Genomic DNA, 19,651 nt, shown 5'->3' on the forward strand with positions numbered 1-19,651 from the left:
TGCATGCCTGAGGCGTGAGTGCCGTGGAGACCACCTCCCTGCATCCAGGCACACCCGCCATCAAGCCGTAGCGCGCACCGCCAGCGCGCGCAGCAACGCAACGCGCAAATCCTCGTAATGAACCGGCTTCACCAGATAGTCGAAAAACGGTCCTGCCTCTGATGACGCCGTCTCCGGCGGATACGCGCTGACCGCGATCACCGCCGCACCGGCGGACGGTCCGCCGCGCTCGCTGAATTCGGCGAAGAAGGTGTAGCCGTCCTGATCCGGCATATGCAGGTCGAGCAACACCACGTCGCAGCGCCGTCCGTCCAGCCAGGCCAGCGCATCGCGAGCATTGCCCACGGCGGTCGCGTCGTAGCCCATATGGGTGATCATTTCCCACAGCGACTCGCGAATCAGCGCATTGTCGTCGACGATCAGCACCTGCGAGCGGCCGATAGCGCGCGCGCTTTGCGCTTCCGTCTCCGCGGGGACGGCGGGCTCGACCGGTCCCACCGGAATCGTCACGGTGAAAGTGGTGCCTTCGCCCACCTTGCTCTCCACTGCCACGTTGCCGCCGAACAGCTTCAACAACCCCTGCACGATCGCGAGCCCCATGCCCGCCCCTTCGAAACGCCGCGTGCGCGAGCCGTCGAGTTGAGTGAATTCCTTGAACATCAGCGGCAGTTGCCTGGACGGCACTCCGGGCCCCGTGTCGCTCACGATGATGGTCAGCACTGCCAGCCGCTGGATCAGCCGCACCTTCACCGAGCCCTTCTCGGTGTAGCGAATCGCGTTCGTCACGAGGTTGCTGACGATCTGACGGATGCGGTGCGGGTCGGAATCCACGCAGCCGGTCAATCCGCTTGCTTCGCTGTCGAGCGCGAGGCCGCGCGCGTGCGCGGCCGGCGTGTGCTCGTCGACGATCGAGGCCAGCAGTTCGCGCGGCTCGAACTGCTCGTAACGCAATTCCAGCTTGCCGGCGCCGAGGCGCGCGTAATCGGTCAGATCGCGCATCTGCGCTTCCAGATGCCGCGCCGCGCTGTCGAGCCGCTGGATCACCTTGCGATCGGCCTCGGAATGAAAGTTGAGGCCGAGCAGTTCAATGGACGACACGATCGCATGTAACGGGGTGCGCAACTCATGGCTGATCATGCCGAGAAACGCGTCTTTCGCAAGACTCGCCTCGTGCGCCGCGCGCGTGGCCTGATGCTCGGCTTCCAGCGCGGCGCGCTGCTGGCGAATCAGACGGCTGCGGCGGCGCCCGTTCACCAGCAGCAGCAGCGTGGCAGCGGTGGACAGCACGACCAGCATGATGCCCGCCGCAAACAGCATGCGGCGCTTCGACAGGAAGTCGCGGCCGAGCGCCTCGCGGTCTGCTACGTCGGCGAAGCGCCGGGTCAAGGCGAGGTCGGTGACGTCCTGCCAGTGCGCACGCAACACCGCGACGATCCGGTCGGCATGGCGGCCATCTTGCGGCAGTGCGTCGAGTTCGGGCTCGAGCTCCTCGAGCATCTGTTCGAGCGAATGAATTTCCGCCTGCTGGCGCTGCAGCACCGCCAGCTGGTTTGCCAGCATGCGCGTCGATCCGTCCATCACGTGCAGCTTCGACTGCAGCACTTCGAAGCGCAGTTGCAGGCGCGGGTAGTCGACGTCGGCGCCGCTGCGGTACAGCAGCAACTGGTTTTCGAGGCGCGCGTAGGCAATCTGCAATTGCGCGGCGTCCCAGTAGAAGCCGTCGTAGTTGCCGGTTAGCTCTGCGGTCGCGCGCGGATTGAGCAGGTTGGCGTACAGCAGGTAGCCGATCGCGCCGACCGGCGCCGCCAGCGCGGTGAGCCAGACGGCCGCCAGCAGCACGCGGCGCAGACGGTGCGGCATCACTTGACGATCAGAGCCTTGATTTGCCATACGAATTTCGCGTTCGCATCGGCGCCCGTGAGTTCGGTCGGATAGTTGTCGCGCGGATAAATGAGAAACAGCGGACCGAAGTCGCTGACCTTCAGACGCTTGCCGTTCATGCTATACGCCATGATGACCCCGTAGCGGTCGATATCGGAGAGCGGAATGATGTCCGTGTAATCGTCGAGCGTCCGCACCTCGATCTCCGTGCCCTGTGCGCCGACGTGCTTCAGGATATCCGCGAGCGACGGACCGGTGAAAGTCGAGCGGGCGGTCCATTCGGTCGACGTCGTAATGGAATGAGCCGGCATCGCCAGAAGCTGAGCCTGCGTGAAGTGATAGACCGTGTGCGACGGATCAGTGGTGATGGCAATTTTGCCCATCACGTCGAGCGACAGCGTCGCCGCCGGCGCATCCGGCGCGACCAGCGTGGTCATCAGCGCGATCGCCAGTCCTGCGATCCACCGCGCGCCTCTCTTATAGTAGTGCATGTCAACGGCCCCTTTTTTCATTGGTTTTCTTGGTTCAGTGTGTCTCAGCGATTGCGTGTAACCTGCGCGCATTCGCCCGTTGCTGCTGGTGCCGCAGCGCCGAACCGGACGCATCATGGCGTCAAACCGAAGTGCTTCAAAAAGCCCTTGTGCGCCCGCCGCAACAGCCTTTAGTCCTTGCCGTCCAGCAGATGCAGATGCGCCGCCGCGCGCTGCGACGCGACCATGATCAGCTTCATGGTTGCCCGGGTAGCGCCGACGAACAGCTTGCGCGCCACACGTTCGTCGAAGCTGTCGAAATCCACCTCGGTCAGGATCACGCACGGCGCCGACTGGCCCTTGAAGCGGTAGATCGATTCCAGCAGCACGTCGCCTTCGCGGTACTCGGGGTTGCCGAACAGATCGTATTTGCCGGTGAAGCTGCGCAGCCGATGCGGCCCGAGCTGATCCAGCGCGCTCAGTACCGAACCCTCGCGGCCCCGGAACGACAGCACCGCGATGTCCTGCTTGCGAAAACCCAATGACAGCGCCTGGGTGATGGCGCGCTTGGTGGCATCGTTGCAGCTCTGCGCAGCATGCGCCTCGTCGTAGGTGGAAAGCGAAATATCCGAGCCGTCGAACGGGCTGCCGGAGGCGAGCCCAGCCGCGAGTGGCACCGAGCCGCCCACCACGTCGCGCAGGTAGTCGAGGATGTCGCGCGGACTGCGGTAGTTGGTGGTTTCCTTCAGCGTGGTCCAGCCGTGCAGATCGACCGGCGCGCGCATATAGAGATTTTGCAGCGGATCTTCCAGCCACCACCATGCCGCGCCCGGCCGCAGCAGGCGCTCCAGCGCGGCGACCCACGGCTGCTGGAAGTCCTGACCTTCGTCGACGATCAACACGTCGAACTGCCAGCGCGCGTCGATTGGCGTCGCAACGAAGCCCGCTTCGAGCTGATCGAAGATGTCGGGCGCCTGAAAGTCAGGTGTGCGGCCGCCGTCGCGGGCAATCCAGTCGCAAAGCTGGTGATAGTTCGCCACCTTCGCCTCGGGCGGCGCCACGCGGGCAATATGATCCGCCAGCGGCCGGTTGAAACACACATAGAGCGGCCGCTGGGCGCGCGCCACCGCGTCCTTCATCACCTGGACCGCCAGTTGGGTCTTGCCCGAACCGGCGGTGCCGATCACGCGCAGGCGGAACGGCTCGAATTCCAGCCGCCGCGCCCACGTGGCGAGGCCACCCGCCAGTCGCGTGACGAGCGTGCCGGCCTGGCCGACCAGCGCGCTGGCGTCGGGCGTCAACGCGAGTTCGTCGGCGAGAAAATGGTGGATCTTCGCGGCGCAGGCAAGCCGCGCTTCGTCCGCGGGCAACGCCTCGCGGACGATCGCGGCGAACTGGTCCTTACGCGTCGCATCGACGATACGCGCCGGGTTCACCCCGGCGATCGCCGCATCTTTCACCGCGTGATCCGGGCAATACAGCAATTCCTCGATGAAATAGGTGCCCGCGCCGAACGCCGCGGTAAAGCGCCGGTGCATGCCTTCGATGGTGCGCGCGAGTGCAATCGCCACGTTCCGTTCGGTCTGCATGTGGACCTTGACGAGGCCCTTGGGCGTTTCGCGCAGGAAGCCGGTTTTCTGCTCGACGATCATCACGCGCCCGGACGGGCTGACGATCACGAAATCCGCCTCGCCGAACACCGAAAAGCCCTGATTGAGTCGCGTCCAGTGCACGCCGTGATACACCGTGTAGGTGTCGGGCAAAGCGCTTTCCAGCAACGCGAGCGTTTCGCGTTCGCGCACGGCCGCGCCGGTGGCGGCAAGATTTTTCCAGTCGTCGGGGACAATGCGGGCCATGCGATGCCTCGTCGTATTCGGGTCCGCACATTGTACGCAACGCGGCCGGCGGTCCGGCGGCCGGCGATCCGGGGGGCGTCCGTGGCCGGCCCCCGGTAAGAACAAGCCGCTTCGTGTATCGTTGCTGGTTGAACGCCGCGCGGCGCGCGGCTTGCCAACCACCAAGCGAAAAGGATTTACCGGATGATTACGATCTGGGGACGCGCCAACTCGGTCAACGTCCAGAAAGTGTTGTGGTGTTGCGACGAACTGGTGTTGCCGTATGACCGCATCGACGCCGGCCTTCAGTTTGGCCGGAACAACGACCCCGACTATCTCGCGATGAATCCCACAGGCCGCGTTCCCACGCTGGTCGACGGCGACTTCGTGCTGTGGGAATCAAACTCGATCCTGCGCTATCTGGTGATGCAATACGGTCCGTCCAGCCCGCTCTACCCGGATGAGCCGAAGCAGCGCGCGAGCATCGACCGTTGGCTGGACTGGTCGCTCTCCACCTTGCAACCCGCCGAGCGCCCGGTGTTCTGGGCCGTCGTGCGTACGCCCGCCGCCGAACGCGACGCAGCGAAACTCGCCGCCGACATCGCCGCCGTGACCACGCTCTGGAAGCTGCTGGATACGCATCTGCAGGGCAGCTTCTTTCTCGAAGGCGACACGTGCACACTGGCCGATATCGTCATCGGCTCATACGCGAAGCGCTGGTTCGGGCTGGAAGGCGTCGAGCGTCCGTCGCTGCCGAATCTCGAACGCTGGTACTCGCGCCTCGCCACGCGCACCGGCTTCAAGAAATACGTGGATTTTCCGCTGACCTGAGCCACTCTGAACGTACTGGGATCCCTGCCATGACCATCACGCTCTACGCGTGGGGCACGCCGAACGGCCGCAAGGCGAGCGTCGCCCTGGAAGAAATGGAACTGCCGTACACGGTGGTCCCCATCAACATCAACGAGCGGCAGCAGTTTCAGCCGGATTTTCTGCGGATCAGCCCGAACAACAAGATTCCGGCCATCGTCGATACGGACGGTCCGGGCGGCGGTCCGATCAGCGTGTTCGAATCCGGCGCGATCCTGCTGTATCTGGGCGAAAAAACCGGCAAATTCCTGCCCGCCAGCCTGCGCGAGCGCGTGCCGGTGCTCGAATGGCTGATGTGGCAGATGGGCGGCTTCGGTCCAATGCCCGGTCAGGTGCACCATTTCGCCGCGCTCGAAGCGGAAGCCGACCGGCGCTACGGTCTGAAGCGCTTTTCGGATGAAACACGGCGCCTGTACGGCGTGCTCGACCGGCGGCTGGCCGAGGTGGAGTTCGTCGCGGGCGCATTGTCCGTGGCGGACTTCGCCATTCTCGGCTGGGCATGGCGGCATGAACGACACAAAGTCGACCTTGCCACCTATCCGAACGTGCAGCGCTGGTATGAAACGCTGTTTGCACGCCCCGGCGTGCAACGCGGCTTCGCGGCGAAACTCGACTGAAGGCAGGCTTGGGCATCGAGCATGCAGGGCTGGAGATGCCCGGCAAGGTTGCGGTGCCCGGGGCCGCCTCTGCCATGCTTCGTCAGGTAATTCGCAGCATGTGCAGGCGCCAACTGTGCCCATATAGAACATGATCCAGGACATCGCACACACGCTCGGCGCCGCGCAGCAGAAATTCGGCGCCGGACAGCTCGACGAAGCAGCGCAACTGTTGCACGGCATTCTCGCGCGCGCACCGGACCACGGCGAAGCGCTCGAGGGACTGGGCTATATCGCCGCCAAACAGGGCGACCCTCAACGGGCCGCCGACTACCTGACGCGCGCGCTGCAGCACACGGCGGCCCCGTCGTCCGCTCAGCTCTACTTTGCTGCGCACGTTTGCCAGTTGGCGGAGCGTCATGCGGACGCGGTCACACTGTTCGAGCGCTGTCTCGTGGACACGCCGGATCATGTTGCGTCGCTGCACGGAGCGGCGCTGTCGCTCGCAAAGCTCGGTGAAAACGAACGGGCCTTGCAGTTGTTCGAGCGTCTCACCGCGCGCCATCCGCGACTCGCCGAGGCGCACTACAACAAGGGCAGTCTGCTCGGCGCGATGGGCCGCCATGACGACGAAATGGCCGCCTACCGCCATGCCATCAGGCTGAAGCCGGACTTCGTGCGCGCCTACGTCAATCTGGGCGTGGCGCTGCGCGACCTGCACCGTTTCGACGAGGCCTTGCAGCAGTTCAAGAAGGCCGTTTCGCTCGACCCGAACGACGCGGGCGCGCGGACCAACCGCGCGCAAACCAATTTGCTGCTGGGCGAATTCGAGCACGGCTGGCGCGAGTACGAATGGCGCTGGCGCGACGGCACGATGGAGCATGGCTTCGACCCGGGCAGATTGTGGACCGGCGCACAAGCCGTTGCCGGTAAAACTGTTCTCGTGCATCACGAACAGGGCCTCGGCGATACGCTGCAATTCTTGCGCTTTACGGACCGCCTGAGCGCCGCGGGTGCACGCGTCATCTTGCGGACGCAGGACGCGCTGCTGCCGCTGTTGCGTGGCTATCCGGGCGTGGCGGAGGTGATTGGCGAGAACGCGCCGGTGCCGCCGTTCGATTATCACTGCCCGACCATGAGTCTCGCGTTCGCACTGAAAATCCGTGCAGCGGATCTCACCCCATCAGGTCCATATTTGCAGGCGGTCTGCGACTCAACCGGGAGCACGCCGCTCAGCCATGCGTTTGACGGCCGCGCAAGGCGTCCGCGCGTGGGCATTGTCTGGGCCGGCAATCCAGTACATGTGAACGACCGCAATCGCTCGATGCGGCTGCAGGCACTGGCCTCCTTGTTCGACGCCGAAGCGGATTTCGTCTCGTTGCAGAAAGATCTCCGCGATGAAGATCGCGCCGCCTTTACGCGACTCGTCGATGGTGGCGTGCTGCGGGACTTCTCCGCGAATCTTTCGAGCTTCGCCGATACCGCCGTGCTGATCGACCCGCTCGATCTGGTCATCAGCGTCGATTCGGCGGTCGCGCATCTGGCTGGCGCGCTGGGCAAGACGGTGTGGATTGCGCTGCCGTTCACGCCGGACTGGCGCTGGCAACTGACGCGCAGCGACAGTCCGTGGTATCCGGGCGTGCGCCTGTTCCGGCAAACGGCGCGCGGCGACTGGTCGAATGTGATCGCAGAGATGAAAGCGGCGCTCGACGCGTGGCCACGGAACTGACCAAGCATCCTGCCGTGGCGTGCGCGCCAGCGGGCGTTGCCGCCACAGGGCGCTCTGCCATAATCGCGATGGACCTTATAATCGCCCCATGAAGAACGCAAAGCCCTCCGCGGCCGCTGAAAAAGCCACCCCTGCCCGTGAAACGACGCGTGAAACCGCGCATGCGCATGATCACGGGCACGCGCATGCCGCGTCGCCAGAAGCCGCGCTGGTCATGGCCGAAGAATATTGCCGGGAGCGCGGCGAGAAACTGACGCCGATCCGCCGCAAGGTGCTGGAACTGCTGCTGAACTCGGGGCGCGCTACCAAGGCGTATTCGCTGCTCGACGACATGCGCCAGATCCATCCAGGCTCGGCTCCGCCCACCGTGTACCGGGCACTCGACTTTCTGCTGTCAGCGGGTCTCGTGCATCGGATCGAATCGATCAATGCGTTCACCGTGTGCCACGATCTGACGCAATGTCAGCACGGCATTCTGGTGGTGTGCCAGCAGTGCGGCAATGTGACGGAACTGCATCAACCGAAGCTGCGCCAGGCGCTCGTCGCGCAGATCGAAGACGCGGGTTATCGTCTCGCCAGCGACGAGATCGAGCTGAAGGGCTTGTGTTCGGCATGTCAGGCCGCCGAAGGTGCGCCGGCACCAGACGCCACCAAGGCCATCTGACAACTGCGCGGGTTGACGCTGCGTAAGAGTCCACGCACGCACAGCGACAGTTCGTCACCCGCTTGCCGTGCAGATGCAAGCGGGTTCAACGGCAAGGCAGCGGCGCTCAGCCCGCGGCGCGTGCGTCGATCGCGTCGTGCAGCCATGCGACCAGATCATCTGGCCGCGCAGGCTTGGTCATGAAATGCTGGAAGCCTTCGCCAATACTGCGCAAGCGATAAGCATCGTCAGTATGACCGGTCAGCGCCACCGCAACGGCAGGCGCGTGATCGCCGCGTATCTCATGATCGCGCAGCCGCTGGATCAGGTAGAAACCGTCCATGCAAGGCAGTTCGAGATCGCACACCACTGCATCGGGTAACAATCGCATCGCCGCTTCGACGCCCTCTTCCGCGTCCGCCACGGCGACGACTTGCGCGCCCTCCGATTCAAGCAACCGCGTCAGCGATTCCCGGCTCTGCGGGTCATCTTCGACGAGTACGATGGTTGCCTGATCGAGTCTCAACACTCCGTTCATTTTGCGTTGTTGCTAAAAAGCAGGTTAGGCCCGATAAGGAGGCCATTGTATCGCGCCCATTGTCACGGACTGCTTGTCGCGGGCAATGTGCGGCTCGCAACATCCGACTCGCTTTCGCGCGACGAGTTGCATTCCGCATCACACGATACGCCCCGCAAGTGTCTGAGCGCCGCAACGCACGGTAGCGCAACGGCAAGTCACATGCGTGAAAATCACAGCGCGTTTGCGTCTGACGCGTTGCGCGCCTGTACTGCAGGCCGGCCGCGAAGATTCGGGGTCGGCTTTGTCAAGCCTGACCGTATGTAGCATGCGGCGTGCCTCGTCTGTTCCGCCCCTCATGGACGGGCCCGGCTGATGCGGCGAACGGCGCGTGCGCCCGTCACGACGTGTGTCTGGTCACTGTATGTTGCCTGCCGATGGACCTTTCAGACGCGTGCGGCATTCGCTCTCGCCGTGCAGGCAGCAGGCAAAACCTGCATGACGTCATGCCATTTCTATCCTCATCGCATTGTTCAGTTTAGGTGTAAACGATGACTCCATTCGTCTGCCATTTCGCGAGCGACGTTCTCAGCGAGTGCTAAATTCGTTGCTGGCGGTTTCCCGCTCGATGCCAGAGTCAGCGGGCTTGAACCGGCGCTTCATCATCACGCGAAGTCGTCCAGTGCGACGGCACTTTCATCAACCGGAACCACACTGAGCTCAAGATGCACGAACTCGATCTCGTCACACTCGAAGCCCTCCGCCACGTCAGCACGGCCACGCTGACCACCCAGTTGTTCAAACGCGGACTGCGCAACGCCTTCATGCAGGGGGTCGCGCCGCTTGCCGGACACACCGGCGCCAACCTGGTAGGGCCGGCGTTTACGCTGCGTAATATTCCGTCGCGCGAGGACATCGACGTTCTCGAGCTGTTTGCGAATCCTGAGTACGCGCAGCGCAAATGCGTCGAAACCATTCCTGCCGGGCACGTGCTGGTTCAGGATTGCCGCGGCGAGCGCAACAGCGCGTCATTCGGTTCGATCCTGACGCAACGGCTGCAGGTGCGCGGTGTGGCCGGCATGGTCTCCGACGGTCCGGTACGCGACAGCACGACGATTGCCGCGCTCGGCCTGCCGGTGTTTTGCGCGGGCGCGAGCGCACCGCCGAATCTGCTGCGCCATCATGCGGTGGATATGAATCTGCCGATTGGCTGCGGCGGCGTGGCCGTGTTCCCGGGCGATGTGATCGTCGGCGATGCGGACGGCGTCGTGGTCATTCCACGCGAAATGGCCGCCGAGGTCGCGCAAGCAGCAGCGGAACAGGAGCGGCTCGAAGAGTTCCTGACCGAGCGGATTCGTGAAGGCGCCGCGTTGCCGGGCACCTATCCGCCCAACGACATCACCAAAGCGGCTTACGAGGAGTGGAAGAAAGCGCGCGGTCAGTGAGCGCGTACGAGGCGCGGCTGAAGCGCCTCGCCATCACATGGCGTGGTCCGCGGCGCGAAAGTCGCCGCGGACCGGCGCCCCTGTGCTGCCTCGACGCGAGTCGATCTTTTCCATTTGTTTCGCTGCGTTACCGACGATCACCACGAATTACACCGCGGCCGGCATGACTTTGCTGTTGTCATGCAACCATGGCGCTCCCACGCTCTCGCGCAAGCCCGCCATATAAAGGGACATGTGCTTCCCCGTTCCGGCCTCCTGGCAACGCTGCGCCGGCGACCTTTCGCCACGATAACGCCTCGTAACAAATCACAATATCTGAGCGTTGCGGCAATGCTTTGGTGTCCGCTGTAATAGCCGCAAGCCGGTTTGCCTGGCTGTGCAATCTATTTCGCCCGGCCGGCCCGCCACGGCCGAACTTCGCTCCATACCGTAGCCTGCGTTGCTTGCCGCAGTTGCTAGACCAAAATCACGAGCGCACCCATTGGCCGATACATCGAACCCCGCGCAGGCTCGTCGTGAGCCCGAACACGGCAACATGAATGTCAGCACGCCCGCTACACCTGTTTCGGACGACGAAGCCGCGCGACTGGTGCACGCAGCATTGCGGGTCGAACCGCTGAGTATCAACCGGCAAGTATTCACCCAGAGCGGCAATGCCATCTTCCAGGCAGAACTGGCCGATGGCCGGGTCGTCGCCGTGCGCGTCAGTCCGCACTCCAGCACGTTCGCCTTTACGAGCCACAATCTCGACGCGTTACGTCAGTTGGGATTGCCCGTCTCCACTGTTCTGGCTTCGGGAACGAGGGGGGCGAACGGCTCGTTTGTGATTCTCGACTGGATTCCGGGCCGCGATCTGCAATTCGAATTCGCGCAATTGAACGCGGCGCAAGCGACGCACATTGCCGGGACCGTCGCCGACTGGCAGAGGCGGGTCGCGAGCCTGCCGAAAAGCAACGGATTCGGCTGGGCTCCGATTGGCGGACATGCGGCCTGCGCGCGGTGGACCGATCTTTTCGGGGCGCCCTCCACGGAAACGCCCTTGGACAGCGCGCCACGGCTCGAACACCTGCGCCACCGCCTGCGCCTCGCGCGGCGGTCTTTCGAGCCGTACTTCGCTACGTTACGCCCCACCTGTTTTCTCGACGACCTGACCACGAGGAATGTGATCGTCGAGCGCGGCGTCTTGCGCGGCCTGATTGACGTCGACTTCGTCTGCTACGGCGACCCGTTGATGGCCGTCGGCACCACGCTTGCCCACATCGCAGCGGACGTCGGCGAGGCCGGACGTTTCTATGGCGAGGAACTGGTGCGCTGCTCGGCCGCATCCACGCAGGAGCAGCGCGCGATTCATTTCTACAGCGCATTGTGGATCACGGCGTTTCTCGCTGCAGCTGAAGAGGCCGGCTTGACGCAGCGCGCCGATGAACTGGCTGGCATAGCGGACACCGTGTTGAACGCCGCCGAATCCGGAAGCCTTTGACTCGGGCACGACGGACGGTCAAGCCGCTATTTTTTGGCGCCTTGCGGCCCCACGCCGTGCACCAGTAATGCAACGGCGTGGCGCGCGATATCGTCCGGGCTCAGACTGCGCCGTACAGGATCGTTGCGCCACATCTTCGAGGTCGCCAGCGGCAAGATGGTCAGGCCCAGCAACGTCAGAAACACCAGCGACGGCTCCAGTTCCGCATTCAGCCGGCCTTCCTTTTGCCACTTCGCAATCATCTCCAGCGACGCCTTGTGATGCGCATGTCCGAAACGTTCATGCATGCGCTGGCGCAACAGGCCGCCTTCGCTGATGACCTCGCGCACCCACAACGGCGGAAACCACGGGTGCTGTTGCGCCACCTCCACCATGCGGCGTGCGAGTTGCGTGATGGCCGCCACCGGGTCGTCCGGATTCGCTTCGAATGGCCCGCCTAGCGCGGCGCGCAGCGGCAGGAAGCGTTCGTCGATCAGCACGTCGAGCAACTGGTCACGGGTCTTGAAGTAGTAATGCATCATGGCCGGCGTGAAACCGGCTTCCCGCGCGATGGCGCCAAGCGTCGTGTCGACGATGCCCTGGCGCGCAAACAGCGCGAGCGCGGCGTCGAGCAGGCGCTCGCGCTGCTCCGGCCCGCGTGCGCTGCCGCTCGGCCTGCCTGGGCGGCGCGCGGCCTGTTGCGGCGTGCGCGCGGCGGACTCAGAGGTAGTCATTGCATTCCATTTGACGAATCGGGTGATGTCGCATATATTAATCTCTAAGTTAATTAATTTCAATGCCCTCTTAACCCCGCATTCAATGCGTTCAAAGGGTTGCTATTTCATGGATCAACGTACGGTTACTCCTGTCGAGCTCGCCACCGGGACTCAGCATCCCCCCATCCGCCTGCTGTTTCCGGCGCTGCTGCTCGTGATGCTGCTCGCCGCGCTCGACCAGACCATCGTGTCGACTGCGTTGCCCACCATCGTCGGCGATCTGGGCGGTCTCAACAATCTGTCGTGGGTGGTCACGGCGTACCTCCTGAGCTCGACCATCGTCGTGCCGCTGTACGGCAAGTTCGGCGACCTGTTCGGTCGCAAGATCGTGCTGCAGGCGGCTATCGTGCTGTTCCTGGTCGGCTCGGCGCTGTGCGGCGTGGCGCAGAACATGGCCCAGCTGATCGTGCTGCGCGCACTGCAGGGTCTCGGCGGCGGCGGTCTGCTGGTGGTCACCATGGCCGCGATTGCCGATGTCATCCCGCCTGCCGAACGCGGACGCTTCCAGGGCGTGTTCGGTGGCGTGTTCGGACTCGCCACGGTGATCGGACCGCTGCTGGGCGGATTCCTCGTCGAGCATCTGTCATGGCGCTGGATTTTCTACATCAACCTGCCGCTGGGCGTGATCGCGCTGGCCGTGATCGGTGCGGTATTCAAGCCCCACACGGCTCACATCAGGCACACCATCGACTGCATGGGCGCAGCGTTTCTCGCCGGCGCCCTCACCTGCATCATCCTGTTCACCAGCGAAGGCGGCACCATCCTGCCGTGGACGTCGCCGCAACTGTGGTTCACGCTCGTCATGGGACTGGTCTGCATTAGCGGTTTCATCTACGAAGAACAGCGCGCGGCCGAACCCATCATGCCGCTCGAACTGTTCAGGCAGCGCACCTTTTTGCTGAGCAGCCTGATCGGTTTCATCATCGGCGTGTCGCTGTTCGGTTCGGTCACGTTCATTCCGCTCTATCTGCAAGTCGTCAAGGGTTCGACGCCCTCGGAAGCCGGCATGCAGATGCTGCCCATGATGGGCGGCCTGCTGATCATGTCGGTCATCACCGGGCGCGTCATCAGCAAGATCGGCAAGTACCGGATGTTCCCGATCGGCGGCACGTTTCTCGTCGCCGTTGCGATGATGCTGCTCGCAAGATTGCAGATTTCCACGCCGATTCATGTGATGTATCTCTACATGGGCCTGCTCGGTTTTGGTCTGGGTATGGTGATGCAGGTACTGATTCTCGCGGTGCAGAACACCGTTGAATTCAGGCACATGGGTGTAGCGACCTCGGGCGCCACGCTGTTTCGTTCGATAGGTGGCTCGGTGGGTGTGGCAGCCTTCGGCGCGGTGTTTTCGAACGGCCTTGCGGCACGCCTGCAAACGCTGATTCCCGCGGACACCGAGTTGCCTCATTCACTCGGACCGGCAGCGATTCACCAGTTGCCCGCGGCACTGCACGACGATTATCTGCAGGCCTTTGCCGGCGCATTACATACCGTGTATCTGTCCGCCGCGTGTGTGGTGGTGCTCGCCTTCGTGCTCGCATGGCTGCTCAAAGATCACCCGCTGCGTAAGCATTAAGCACTGCACACATACGAGGCCGGTTCTCCGCTGCACCGGCCTCGTGCGTTGCGTTTTGTCCAATCAATCTGCAGATGCGCTCACGGCAGCGTGAAAAATCCCTTTCCTTGCTTCGTTTTGCCGACATGTGCGGCAAAACGGACCGCCACCGTGTGCGCTATAACACACACGGTAGGTGAGAACGTCGATTGACGTACACCTCGAAAGCCCACATATTGTCCCTAGCGGCGGCCCCGAACCACGGATCGTGCCCGCTGCTCTCCAGCGCATGTGGATCGTGATTCACGCAGACATTCCATGCTGCCTCGACCACGATCTGGAGCATGCCGTAACGGCATCGCCTTTCTCAGGTGGGTCCACAGCATGTCCACCCAGACTACTCCTGGCCAGAGTTTTCCGTCGCCGTGCAGGCGTTGCGGCGGAGCGCTGTATCAGCCCTCCGACGTGTGCCCCTATTGCGGCACTGCGCGTCCGCTCGCGGACGATCCGCCAGCGCGCTTTGCTGGTGCAGGCGCGCCGGGCCATCGCGCGATAGCGCCGGACATGCATCGGGAACCGGAAGTGCCGAATCTCGCGTCCCCGGATGCCCCCATTCCTCCGCTCGGCCATCTGCCGCTCGGCTCGCCGGTCAGCCCGCGCTGGATGTTGACGCGCGGACTGCTTGTGCTTGTCGTCGCGGTACTAGGTTATGGCGGATATACGCTTTTGAGCGATCGCCAGCCGGCACCGTCCGGCGATGAGCAGGATGCCAAAACAACGGCCGGCACCATTGCACCTTATGCGCCCAATACGCCGGCGCCCTCCACTCCTTCGACCCGCGCACCCACGAGCACCGGCTCGGTCCGTCCACCGGTCAATGCCCCGGTCAATGTAGCGGCCGCGCCACCGCCGCGGCCGGTCGTGCAACCCGGCGTCGTGCCGCACTACCGCGACGTCCCCGAGAGCTTGCACGCGGCGCGCTCGCACCGGCAGAGCAACGACCTGACCGGCGCGCGAGCCGCCGTCAACGCGGCGCTGTCGATGGATCCGAACAACGCCGACGCGCAAAACCTCCAGCACGAACTGTCGCCGCTCGAGCAGCGTCGCGACGCCGCGCTGCAGACCGCGCAGGTATGCGTCAAGGATCATTTGTGGAACTGCGTGGAGCACAGCGCGAGCGATGCGCTCGCGATCGACAGCGGCAGTCCCGAGGCGAAAGGCCTGCTGGCACGCGCGATTGTCGAAACGGGCTGGAGCCCGCTCGGCGGTCACGCGGCGCCCGCCGTCCATGCCGCCCAGACCTCGACGCCGGCCACGGCACCCGCCGCGCCCGCCCCGACGGCGGCGGCGTCGGCGCCAGCCAACGCGCCGGGCAGTCTCGACGCACAGGCACGCGCAATTGCGGCGTCCGGCTGGAAGCATCCCGCAACGGCAGCGGCCACAACGAATCCGGCCTCAGGCGCAACACCCGGGCAATAGAACTACTGACTGACCGACGCTTCACGCGGCTTGCCGCGAAAGCCTGTTAAAACCAGACCGATAGGTGAAACACCATGCTCAAAAAAATTCTGGCGGGGTGGCTGGGGTTGATGCTGGCGTCATCGATGGCTCTCGCCGATACGGCGCACTACAAGATCGTCACCGGGCCCGAACGCGGCACCTATATCCAGTTCGGCGCGGATCTCGCGAAATGGGTCGCCCAGCCGGCCGGCATCGATCTGGAGGTGATGCCGTCGAAGGGATCGGCGGAAAACGTACAGCGCATGCGTTTCGAGCCCGGCGTCAAACTCGCGCTCGTGCAGTCGGACGTTTATCAGGCTTACGTGGACATGGCGAATGCGGGCAACGCGGATGCCGGCCAGGCGATCCGCCCGTTGCGACTCATCATGCCGCTCTACGACGAGGAAATTAACTTCGTCGTGCGCGCCGATTCACCGCTGAAGACCATCAACGAAATCAAGGACAAGAACATTAGCGTCGGGCTGGTAGGCAGCGGTACCGCGCAATCCGCCACCACCATTTACCGCCTGATGTTCGGCCAGCCCATTCCCGATCAGAACGTCCAGCACTTCAGCAACGAGGACGCGCTCGCCGCGCTGATCGTGAAGAAGATCGACGTGGCGATCGTCGTGGTCGGTCAACCGGCCAAGCTCTTTACCGACATGAATCCCGATCTCCTCGCGCAGATCCGCCTGCTGCGCGTCGATCCAGCCGCACCTGAAACGGCGCGCGCGAAGCAGACCTATTTTCCCGCGACGATTCACGTGAGCAGCTACCCGAACTGGCTGAAAGAAGACGTGCCCACGTTTACCGTGAAGGCCTTTCTCGTGACCTACGATTACGGGTTGCGCGACACCGTCGTGAACCTCAACCGCTTCGCCGATTCGCTGTGCACCAACTTCGACAACCTGCAGGAGCACGGGCACCCGAAGTGGAAGCAGGTCAAGATGGAACTGCCGAATCTCGGCAAGGGCTGGCAGTACTACGCGCCAGTCGAGCGGCACTTGCGCACGTGTCTCGCGCAGCGCAGCGCCGCGATGAATGCAGCGGCAGTGCCGGCGGCGGCGCAGAGCGAGGACAAGGCGCCGCCCAAGTCCAACTGCAGCGATCAGGCGCGTCTGCTGTTGCTATGCAAGTAGCCCGGCAAGCGTGTAGCGTTCACGGCTGCTCCAGCGCGGCTTCCCGCGCAGGCGCGCGCTGTGCCCGATCCATTGCGCGTTGCAATACTTCGTAGCCCTTCGGCCGGTTGCATTGCGACACGTTAAAGCGCAGAAAAGCCGTCGCCGAGTGCGACGCGCTGAACACATTGCCGGGGGCCAGCACCACGTTATCCGCAAGCGCATGACGCGCGACCTGCGCCGCATCGAGCGAAGCGGGCAGGCTGGCCCACACGAAAATACCCGCCTTGGGCCGTGTCCATACTTCGAGGCCCGCTTGCGTCAGGCGACGAATGGTCTCGCCCATCGCGTCGGCAAGTTTCGCGCGCAGGGCTTCGAGATGCCGCCGGTAGGTACCGTCCAGCAGCAGCCGGTGCACGACGCTCGCCGCCAGTTGACTGTTCCCGAACGAGGTTGCCAGCTTCAGGTCGATCAATGGTTCGATCCAGTCCGCGCGGGCCGCGATGAAGCCGCAGCGCACTGCCGCCGACAGCGTCTTCGAGAAACTGCCGATCGACACGACGCGCGCGAGACCGTCGAAAGCCGCAAGACGTGGCGCCGCTTCGTCTTCGAAGTCGGCAAAGATGTCGTCTTCGACGATCAGCAGATCATGCTCACCCGCCAGCTTCAGCAAACGATGCGCGACGGCCGGCGCCAGGGTCGCGCCGGTCGGATTGTGAATCGCCGAATTCGTCACGTAGAGACGCGGCCGATGCTCGATCAACACCCGTTCGAAGCTGGCCAGGTCCGGCCCGGACGGCGTGTAGGGCACGCTGACGATGCGCGCGCGATGCGCCCGTAGCAACGCCTGAAAGTTGAAATAGCAAGGATCGTCGATCAGCACCGTGTCACCCGGCTCCAGCAGGAAGCGGCACACCAGGTCCAACGCGTGAGTGCCGCCGTCGGTCAGGATGATTTGCTCGGCCGGCGCATCAACGCCGTGCTGGGCGAGCCGCCACGCAAGTTGCTGACGCAGTGCCGGCAAGCCTGGCGGCGTAGCGTATTCGGCGAGCGGCGCGTGCGGGTCGCGCGCGACCGCGCGCAACGCGCGGCGCATACCCTCTTCCGGCAACCACGAAGCGGGCAGCCAGCCGCACCCGGGTTTCAGCATGGTCTGCCCCGCCTCGAGCGACTGCCGCGTAAGCCACAGCGGGTCGACTTCACGGTCGAGACTCGGGCCCAGATCGGCCAGCGCCAGCGGCGGCGCATGCCCGGAGACGAAGAATCCGGAACCACGCCGCGCGACGATCGCCCCTTCGGCGACGAGCCGTTCGTAGGCCTCGACCACCGTCGATTTCGACACGCCAAGCGTCTCGGTCATCACGCGGATCGACGGCACGCGCGCGCCGGGCATCAGCGAGCGGCCGGCTATGCGTTCGCGCAACGCGTCCATCACCAACTCGACACGCGTGCGTGGCGCCGTCTCGTCGAGCGGACTGTGTGGGCCTGCTTCCGTCATCTGTACTGCTCCATGTTCAGTACAGTTCACATGAATTGTACTGATCCGTAGCTTACCCTTTTTGCCTGTCTGGAGGATGCTTGACGTTTTATCGCGCATCGGGACGTTTTCATGGACAAGACCGCCAACGGCTGGATGAGCGGCATGCTGGGCGTGCTGATCTTCAGCGGCTCACTGCCGGCCACACGGATTGCCGTACAAGGGCTCGATCCGATCTTTCTGACCGTCGCCCGTGCGACGATCGCCGGCACGCTCGGACTCATCCTGCTCGCGGTGTTTCGCGAGACCCGCCCCGCGCGGCGCGACATGCTGCCCCTGCTGGTGGTCGCGCTCGGTGTGGTGGTGGGGTTTCCGTTGTTGACCGCCCTCGCGTTGCAGCACATCACGTCGGCCCATGCGGTGGTGTTCATCGGTTTGCTGCCGCTCTCAACCGCCATCTTCGGTGTGCTGCGTGGCGGCGAGCGGCCGCAGCGGGCCTTCTGGCTATTTTCGGCGCTCGGCAGTTGTGCCGTTGTTGGCTTCGCAGTGCGCAACGGCTTGAACGCATCGCCGCTTGGCGACTCGTTGATGCTCGCTGCCATCGTCGCGTGCGGGCTCGGCTATGCGGAAGGGGCGCGGCTGTCGCGCCACCTCGGCGGCTGGCAGGTGATTTCGTGGGCGCTGGTGTTATCGCTGCCGCTGATGGCGCCGCTGACGTGGTGGGCGTGGCCGGCGTCGTTCGCGGGGGTCAGTCAGGGCGCGCTGTGGGGGCTCGCGTATGTGTCGCTGTTCAGCATGCTGATCGGTTTCGTGTTCTGGTATCGAGGGCTGGCGTTGGGTGGTATTGCCAGTGTTGGGCAGTTGCAGTTGCTGCAGCCGTTTTTCGGACTCTTGCTGGCCGCTTTGCTGCTGCATGAGCAGGTGCCGCCGGTAATGATCGTCGTGACGGTGATCGTGGTCGCGTGTGTGGCGGGTGCGCGAAAATTCTCGCAGGCGGCGCCGGCGCGGCCCGCGGGATGAACCGCAAAAAGTGGGCGCCCGGCACATTCATGTATCCTGACGCGCTTCATCAAAAAGGAGGATTCATGAAGCTTTCAAACTGTCTGGCACTCGCAGCGCTGACGCTGTCCGCCAGCGCATTCGCGCAAACATCGCAGACGTTTACCTTCGGCGAGGGCCAGACCACGCCGAATCAGGGCAATTCGCATGCGCAGCCTCAAGCGCCGCACGGCCAGCCCAGCCACGCGCTCAAGCGCAAGACCACGCACCACAAACCTGGCGGTCATCCGGCGACCGGCGAGCGCTACTCGCACGGCTGAGCGCCGCAAAACCAGGGCAAAGAAGTCGTCCGGCCTGCGCCGGCCTGTTCACCACGCGCCTGACCCAGGCCGACGGTATCTGCGAATACGTGCCGAACAGCGCCCTGTGGAGCAACTCGATCCGCAATTACAGCCGCAATCCGACGCGCCGGCTCGATCTCGAAGTGGAGATCTCGGTGCGCGATGACGTGGATCGTGCGCTGCAGGCGCTGCGCACCCTCGCTGCTGCCGACCCGCGTGCACTGAAGGAGCCCGCGCCGCAGGTGATGGTCAGTCGCTTCGACGACAGCACGGCGGTGCTGAATATCCGCGTCTGGTCGAACATCGACGTGTTCTGGGACATGCGCTGGGAGCTCGCGCGCCAGGTGCGCCAAACTCTGACCGACGCGCAATGTTCGCTGCCGTTGCGCGCCCGGCAGTTGCACATTGTGCAGAGTGAGACCGGAGCGACGGCCACCGAT

Annotated in this window: 16 protein-coding genes and 2 pseudogenes; 12 read left to right on the plus strand and 6 right to left on the minus strand. The window is 64.1% G+C overall.

The features are described from left to right. Positions 1-60: 60 nt before the first annotated feature. The 3 genes from VGH41_RS15010 to VGH41_RS15020 form a co-directional block, all read right to left on the minus strand. Positions 61-1,890: an ATP-binding response regulator gene (locus VGH41_RS15010; RefSeq protein ID WP_331598251.1), complete on the minus strand. Its 1,830-nt coding sequence runs from the start codon at positions 1,888-1,890 to the stop codon at positions 61-63. Continuing rightward, entirely contained in the window at positions 1,860-2,372 is a 513-nt protein-coding gene (locus VGH41_RS15015; RefSeq protein WP_414696660.1) for a molybdopterin-dependent oxidoreductase, read from the minus strand. Before VGH41_RS15015 ends, VGH41_RS15010 begins: the two co-directional genes overlap by 31 nt. Before the next feature lie 170 nt (positions 2,373-2,542). Continuing rightward, positions 2,543-4,207, minus strand: coding sequence for a nuclease-related domain-containing DEAD/DEAH box helicase (locus VGH41_RS15020; RefSeq protein ID WP_331598252.1), 1,665 nt, complete (start codon positions 4,205-4,207; stop codon positions 2,543-2,545). Between the two features lie 183 nt (positions 4,208-4,390). Here VGH41_RS15020 and VGH41_RS15025 point away from each other — a divergent pair, with 183 nt between their 5' ends. From VGH41_RS15025 to VGH41_RS15040, 4 genes are all read left to right on the plus strand, one after another. Continuing rightward, the gene (locus VGH41_RS15025; protein WP_331598253.1) at positions 4,391-5,017 is read left to right on the plus strand and encodes a glutathione S-transferase family protein; all 627 of its coding nucleotides are present in this window, start codon (positions 4,391-4,393) and stop codon (positions 5,015-5,017) included. A 29-nt stretch (positions 5,018-5,046) separates the two neighbouring features. Continuing rightward, positions 5,047-5,673: a glutathione S-transferase family protein gene (locus tag VGH41_RS15030; RefSeq protein ID WP_331598254.1), complete on the plus strand. Its 627-nt coding sequence runs from the start codon at positions 5,047-5,049 to the stop codon at positions 5,671-5,673. A 130-nt stretch (positions 5,674-5,803) separates the two neighbouring features. After that, entirely contained in the window at positions 5,804-7,381 is a 1,578-nt protein-coding gene (locus VGH41_RS15035) for a tetratricopeptide repeat-containing glycosyltransferase family protein (RefSeq protein ID WP_331598255.1), read from the plus strand. Between the two features lie 88 nt (positions 7,382-7,469). Then, complete coding sequence (locus VGH41_RS15040; protein WP_331598256.1) at positions 7,470-8,045, plus strand: Fur family transcriptional regulator; 576 nt, start codon at positions 7,470-7,472, stop codon at positions 8,043-8,045. Between the two features lie 106 nt (positions 8,046-8,151). Here VGH41_RS15040 and VGH41_RS15045 read toward each other — a convergent pair. Continuing rightward, positions 8,152-8,608 (minus strand): annotated as a pseudogene (locus tag VGH41_RS15045) (response regulator). 658 nt (positions 8,609-9,266) lie between these two features. Here VGH41_RS15045 and VGH41_RS15050 point away from each other — a divergent pair. Both VGH41_RS15050 and VGH41_RS15055 read left to right on the plus strand, forming a co-directional pair. Next, the gene (locus VGH41_RS15050; protein ID WP_331598257.1) at positions 9,267-9,986 is read left to right on the plus strand and encodes a ribonuclease activity regulator RraA; all 720 of its coding nucleotides are present in this window, start codon (positions 9,267-9,269) and stop codon (positions 9,984-9,986) included. Positions 9,987-10,467: 481 nt separating this feature from the next. Beyond that, positions 10,468-11,466: a phosphotransferase family protein gene (locus VGH41_RS15055; RefSeq protein WP_331598258.1), complete on the plus strand. Its 999-nt coding sequence runs from the start codon at positions 10,468-10,470 to the stop codon at positions 11,464-11,466. Positions 11,467-11,492: 26 nt separating this feature from the next. On the opposite strand, the gene VGH41_RS15060 is transcribed toward VGH41_RS15055, so the two are convergent. Continuing rightward, positions 11,493-12,179, minus strand: a complete 687-nt coding sequence (locus VGH41_RS15060; protein WP_331598259.1) for a TetR/AcrR family transcriptional regulator — start codon at positions 12,177-12,179, stop codon at positions 11,493-11,495. A 109-nt stretch (positions 12,180-12,288) separates the two neighbouring features. On the opposite strand from VGH41_RS15060, the gene VGH41_RS15065 reads away from it, so the two are divergent. The 3 genes from VGH41_RS15065 (at position 12,289) to VGH41_RS15075 (ending at position 16,415) form a co-directional block, all read left to right on the plus strand. Then, on the plus strand, positions 12,289-13,797 hold the full coding sequence (locus VGH41_RS15065; protein ID WP_331598260.1) for an MDR family MFS transporter: 1,509 nt from the start codon (positions 12,289-12,291) through the stop codon (positions 13,795-13,797). 363 nt (positions 13,798-14,160) lie between these two features. Beyond that, complete coding sequence (locus VGH41_RS15070; RefSeq protein ID WP_331598261.1) at positions 14,161-15,255, plus strand: zinc ribbon domain-containing protein; 1,095 nt, start codon at positions 14,161-14,163, stop codon at positions 15,253-15,255. A 74-nt stretch (positions 15,256-15,329) separates the two neighbouring features. Then, positions 15,330-16,415 (plus strand): TAXI family TRAP transporter solute-binding subunit, encoded by a 1,086-nt coding sequence (locus VGH41_RS15075; protein ID WP_331598262.1) that lies wholly within the window; start codon positions 15,330-15,332, stop codon positions 16,413-16,415. A gap of 19 nt (positions 16,416-16,434) precedes the next feature. Here VGH41_RS15075 and VGH41_RS15080 read toward each other — a convergent pair whose 3' ends face one another. Next, positions 16,435-17,892, minus strand: a complete 1,458-nt coding sequence (locus tag VGH41_RS15080) for a PLP-dependent aminotransferase family protein (RefSeq protein ID WP_331598263.1) — start codon at positions 17,890-17,892, stop codon at positions 16,435-16,437. Positions 17,893-18,003: 111 nt separating this feature from the next. On the opposite strand from VGH41_RS15080, the gene VGH41_RS15085 reads away from it, so the two are divergent. The 3 genes and pseudogenes from VGH41_RS15085 to VGH41_RS15095 form a co-directional block, all read left to right on the plus strand. Then, complete coding sequence (locus VGH41_RS15085; protein ID WP_331598264.1) at positions 18,004-18,891, plus strand: DMT family transporter; 888 nt, start codon at positions 18,004-18,006, stop codon at positions 18,889-18,891. A gap of 65 nt (positions 18,892-18,956) precedes the next feature. Then, positions 18,957-19,190 carry a hypothetical protein gene (locus VGH41_RS15090; RefSeq protein ID WP_331598265.1) on the plus strand — a complete coding sequence of 78 codons (234 nt, stop codon included), beginning with the start codon at positions 18,957-18,959 and terminating at the stop codon, positions 19,188-19,190. Between the two features lie 41 nt (positions 19,191-19,231). Further along, positions 19,232-19,651: pseudogene (locus VGH41_RS15095) on the plus strand (mechanosensitive ion channel family protein); the annotation flags it as partial.

Origin of the sequence: Paraburkholderia sp. (genome assembly GCF_036488795.1) — a bacterium.
In the GTDB taxonomy this organism is placed as follows: Bacteria; Pseudomonadota; Gammaproteobacteria; order Burkholderiales; family Burkholderiaceae; genus Paraburkholderia.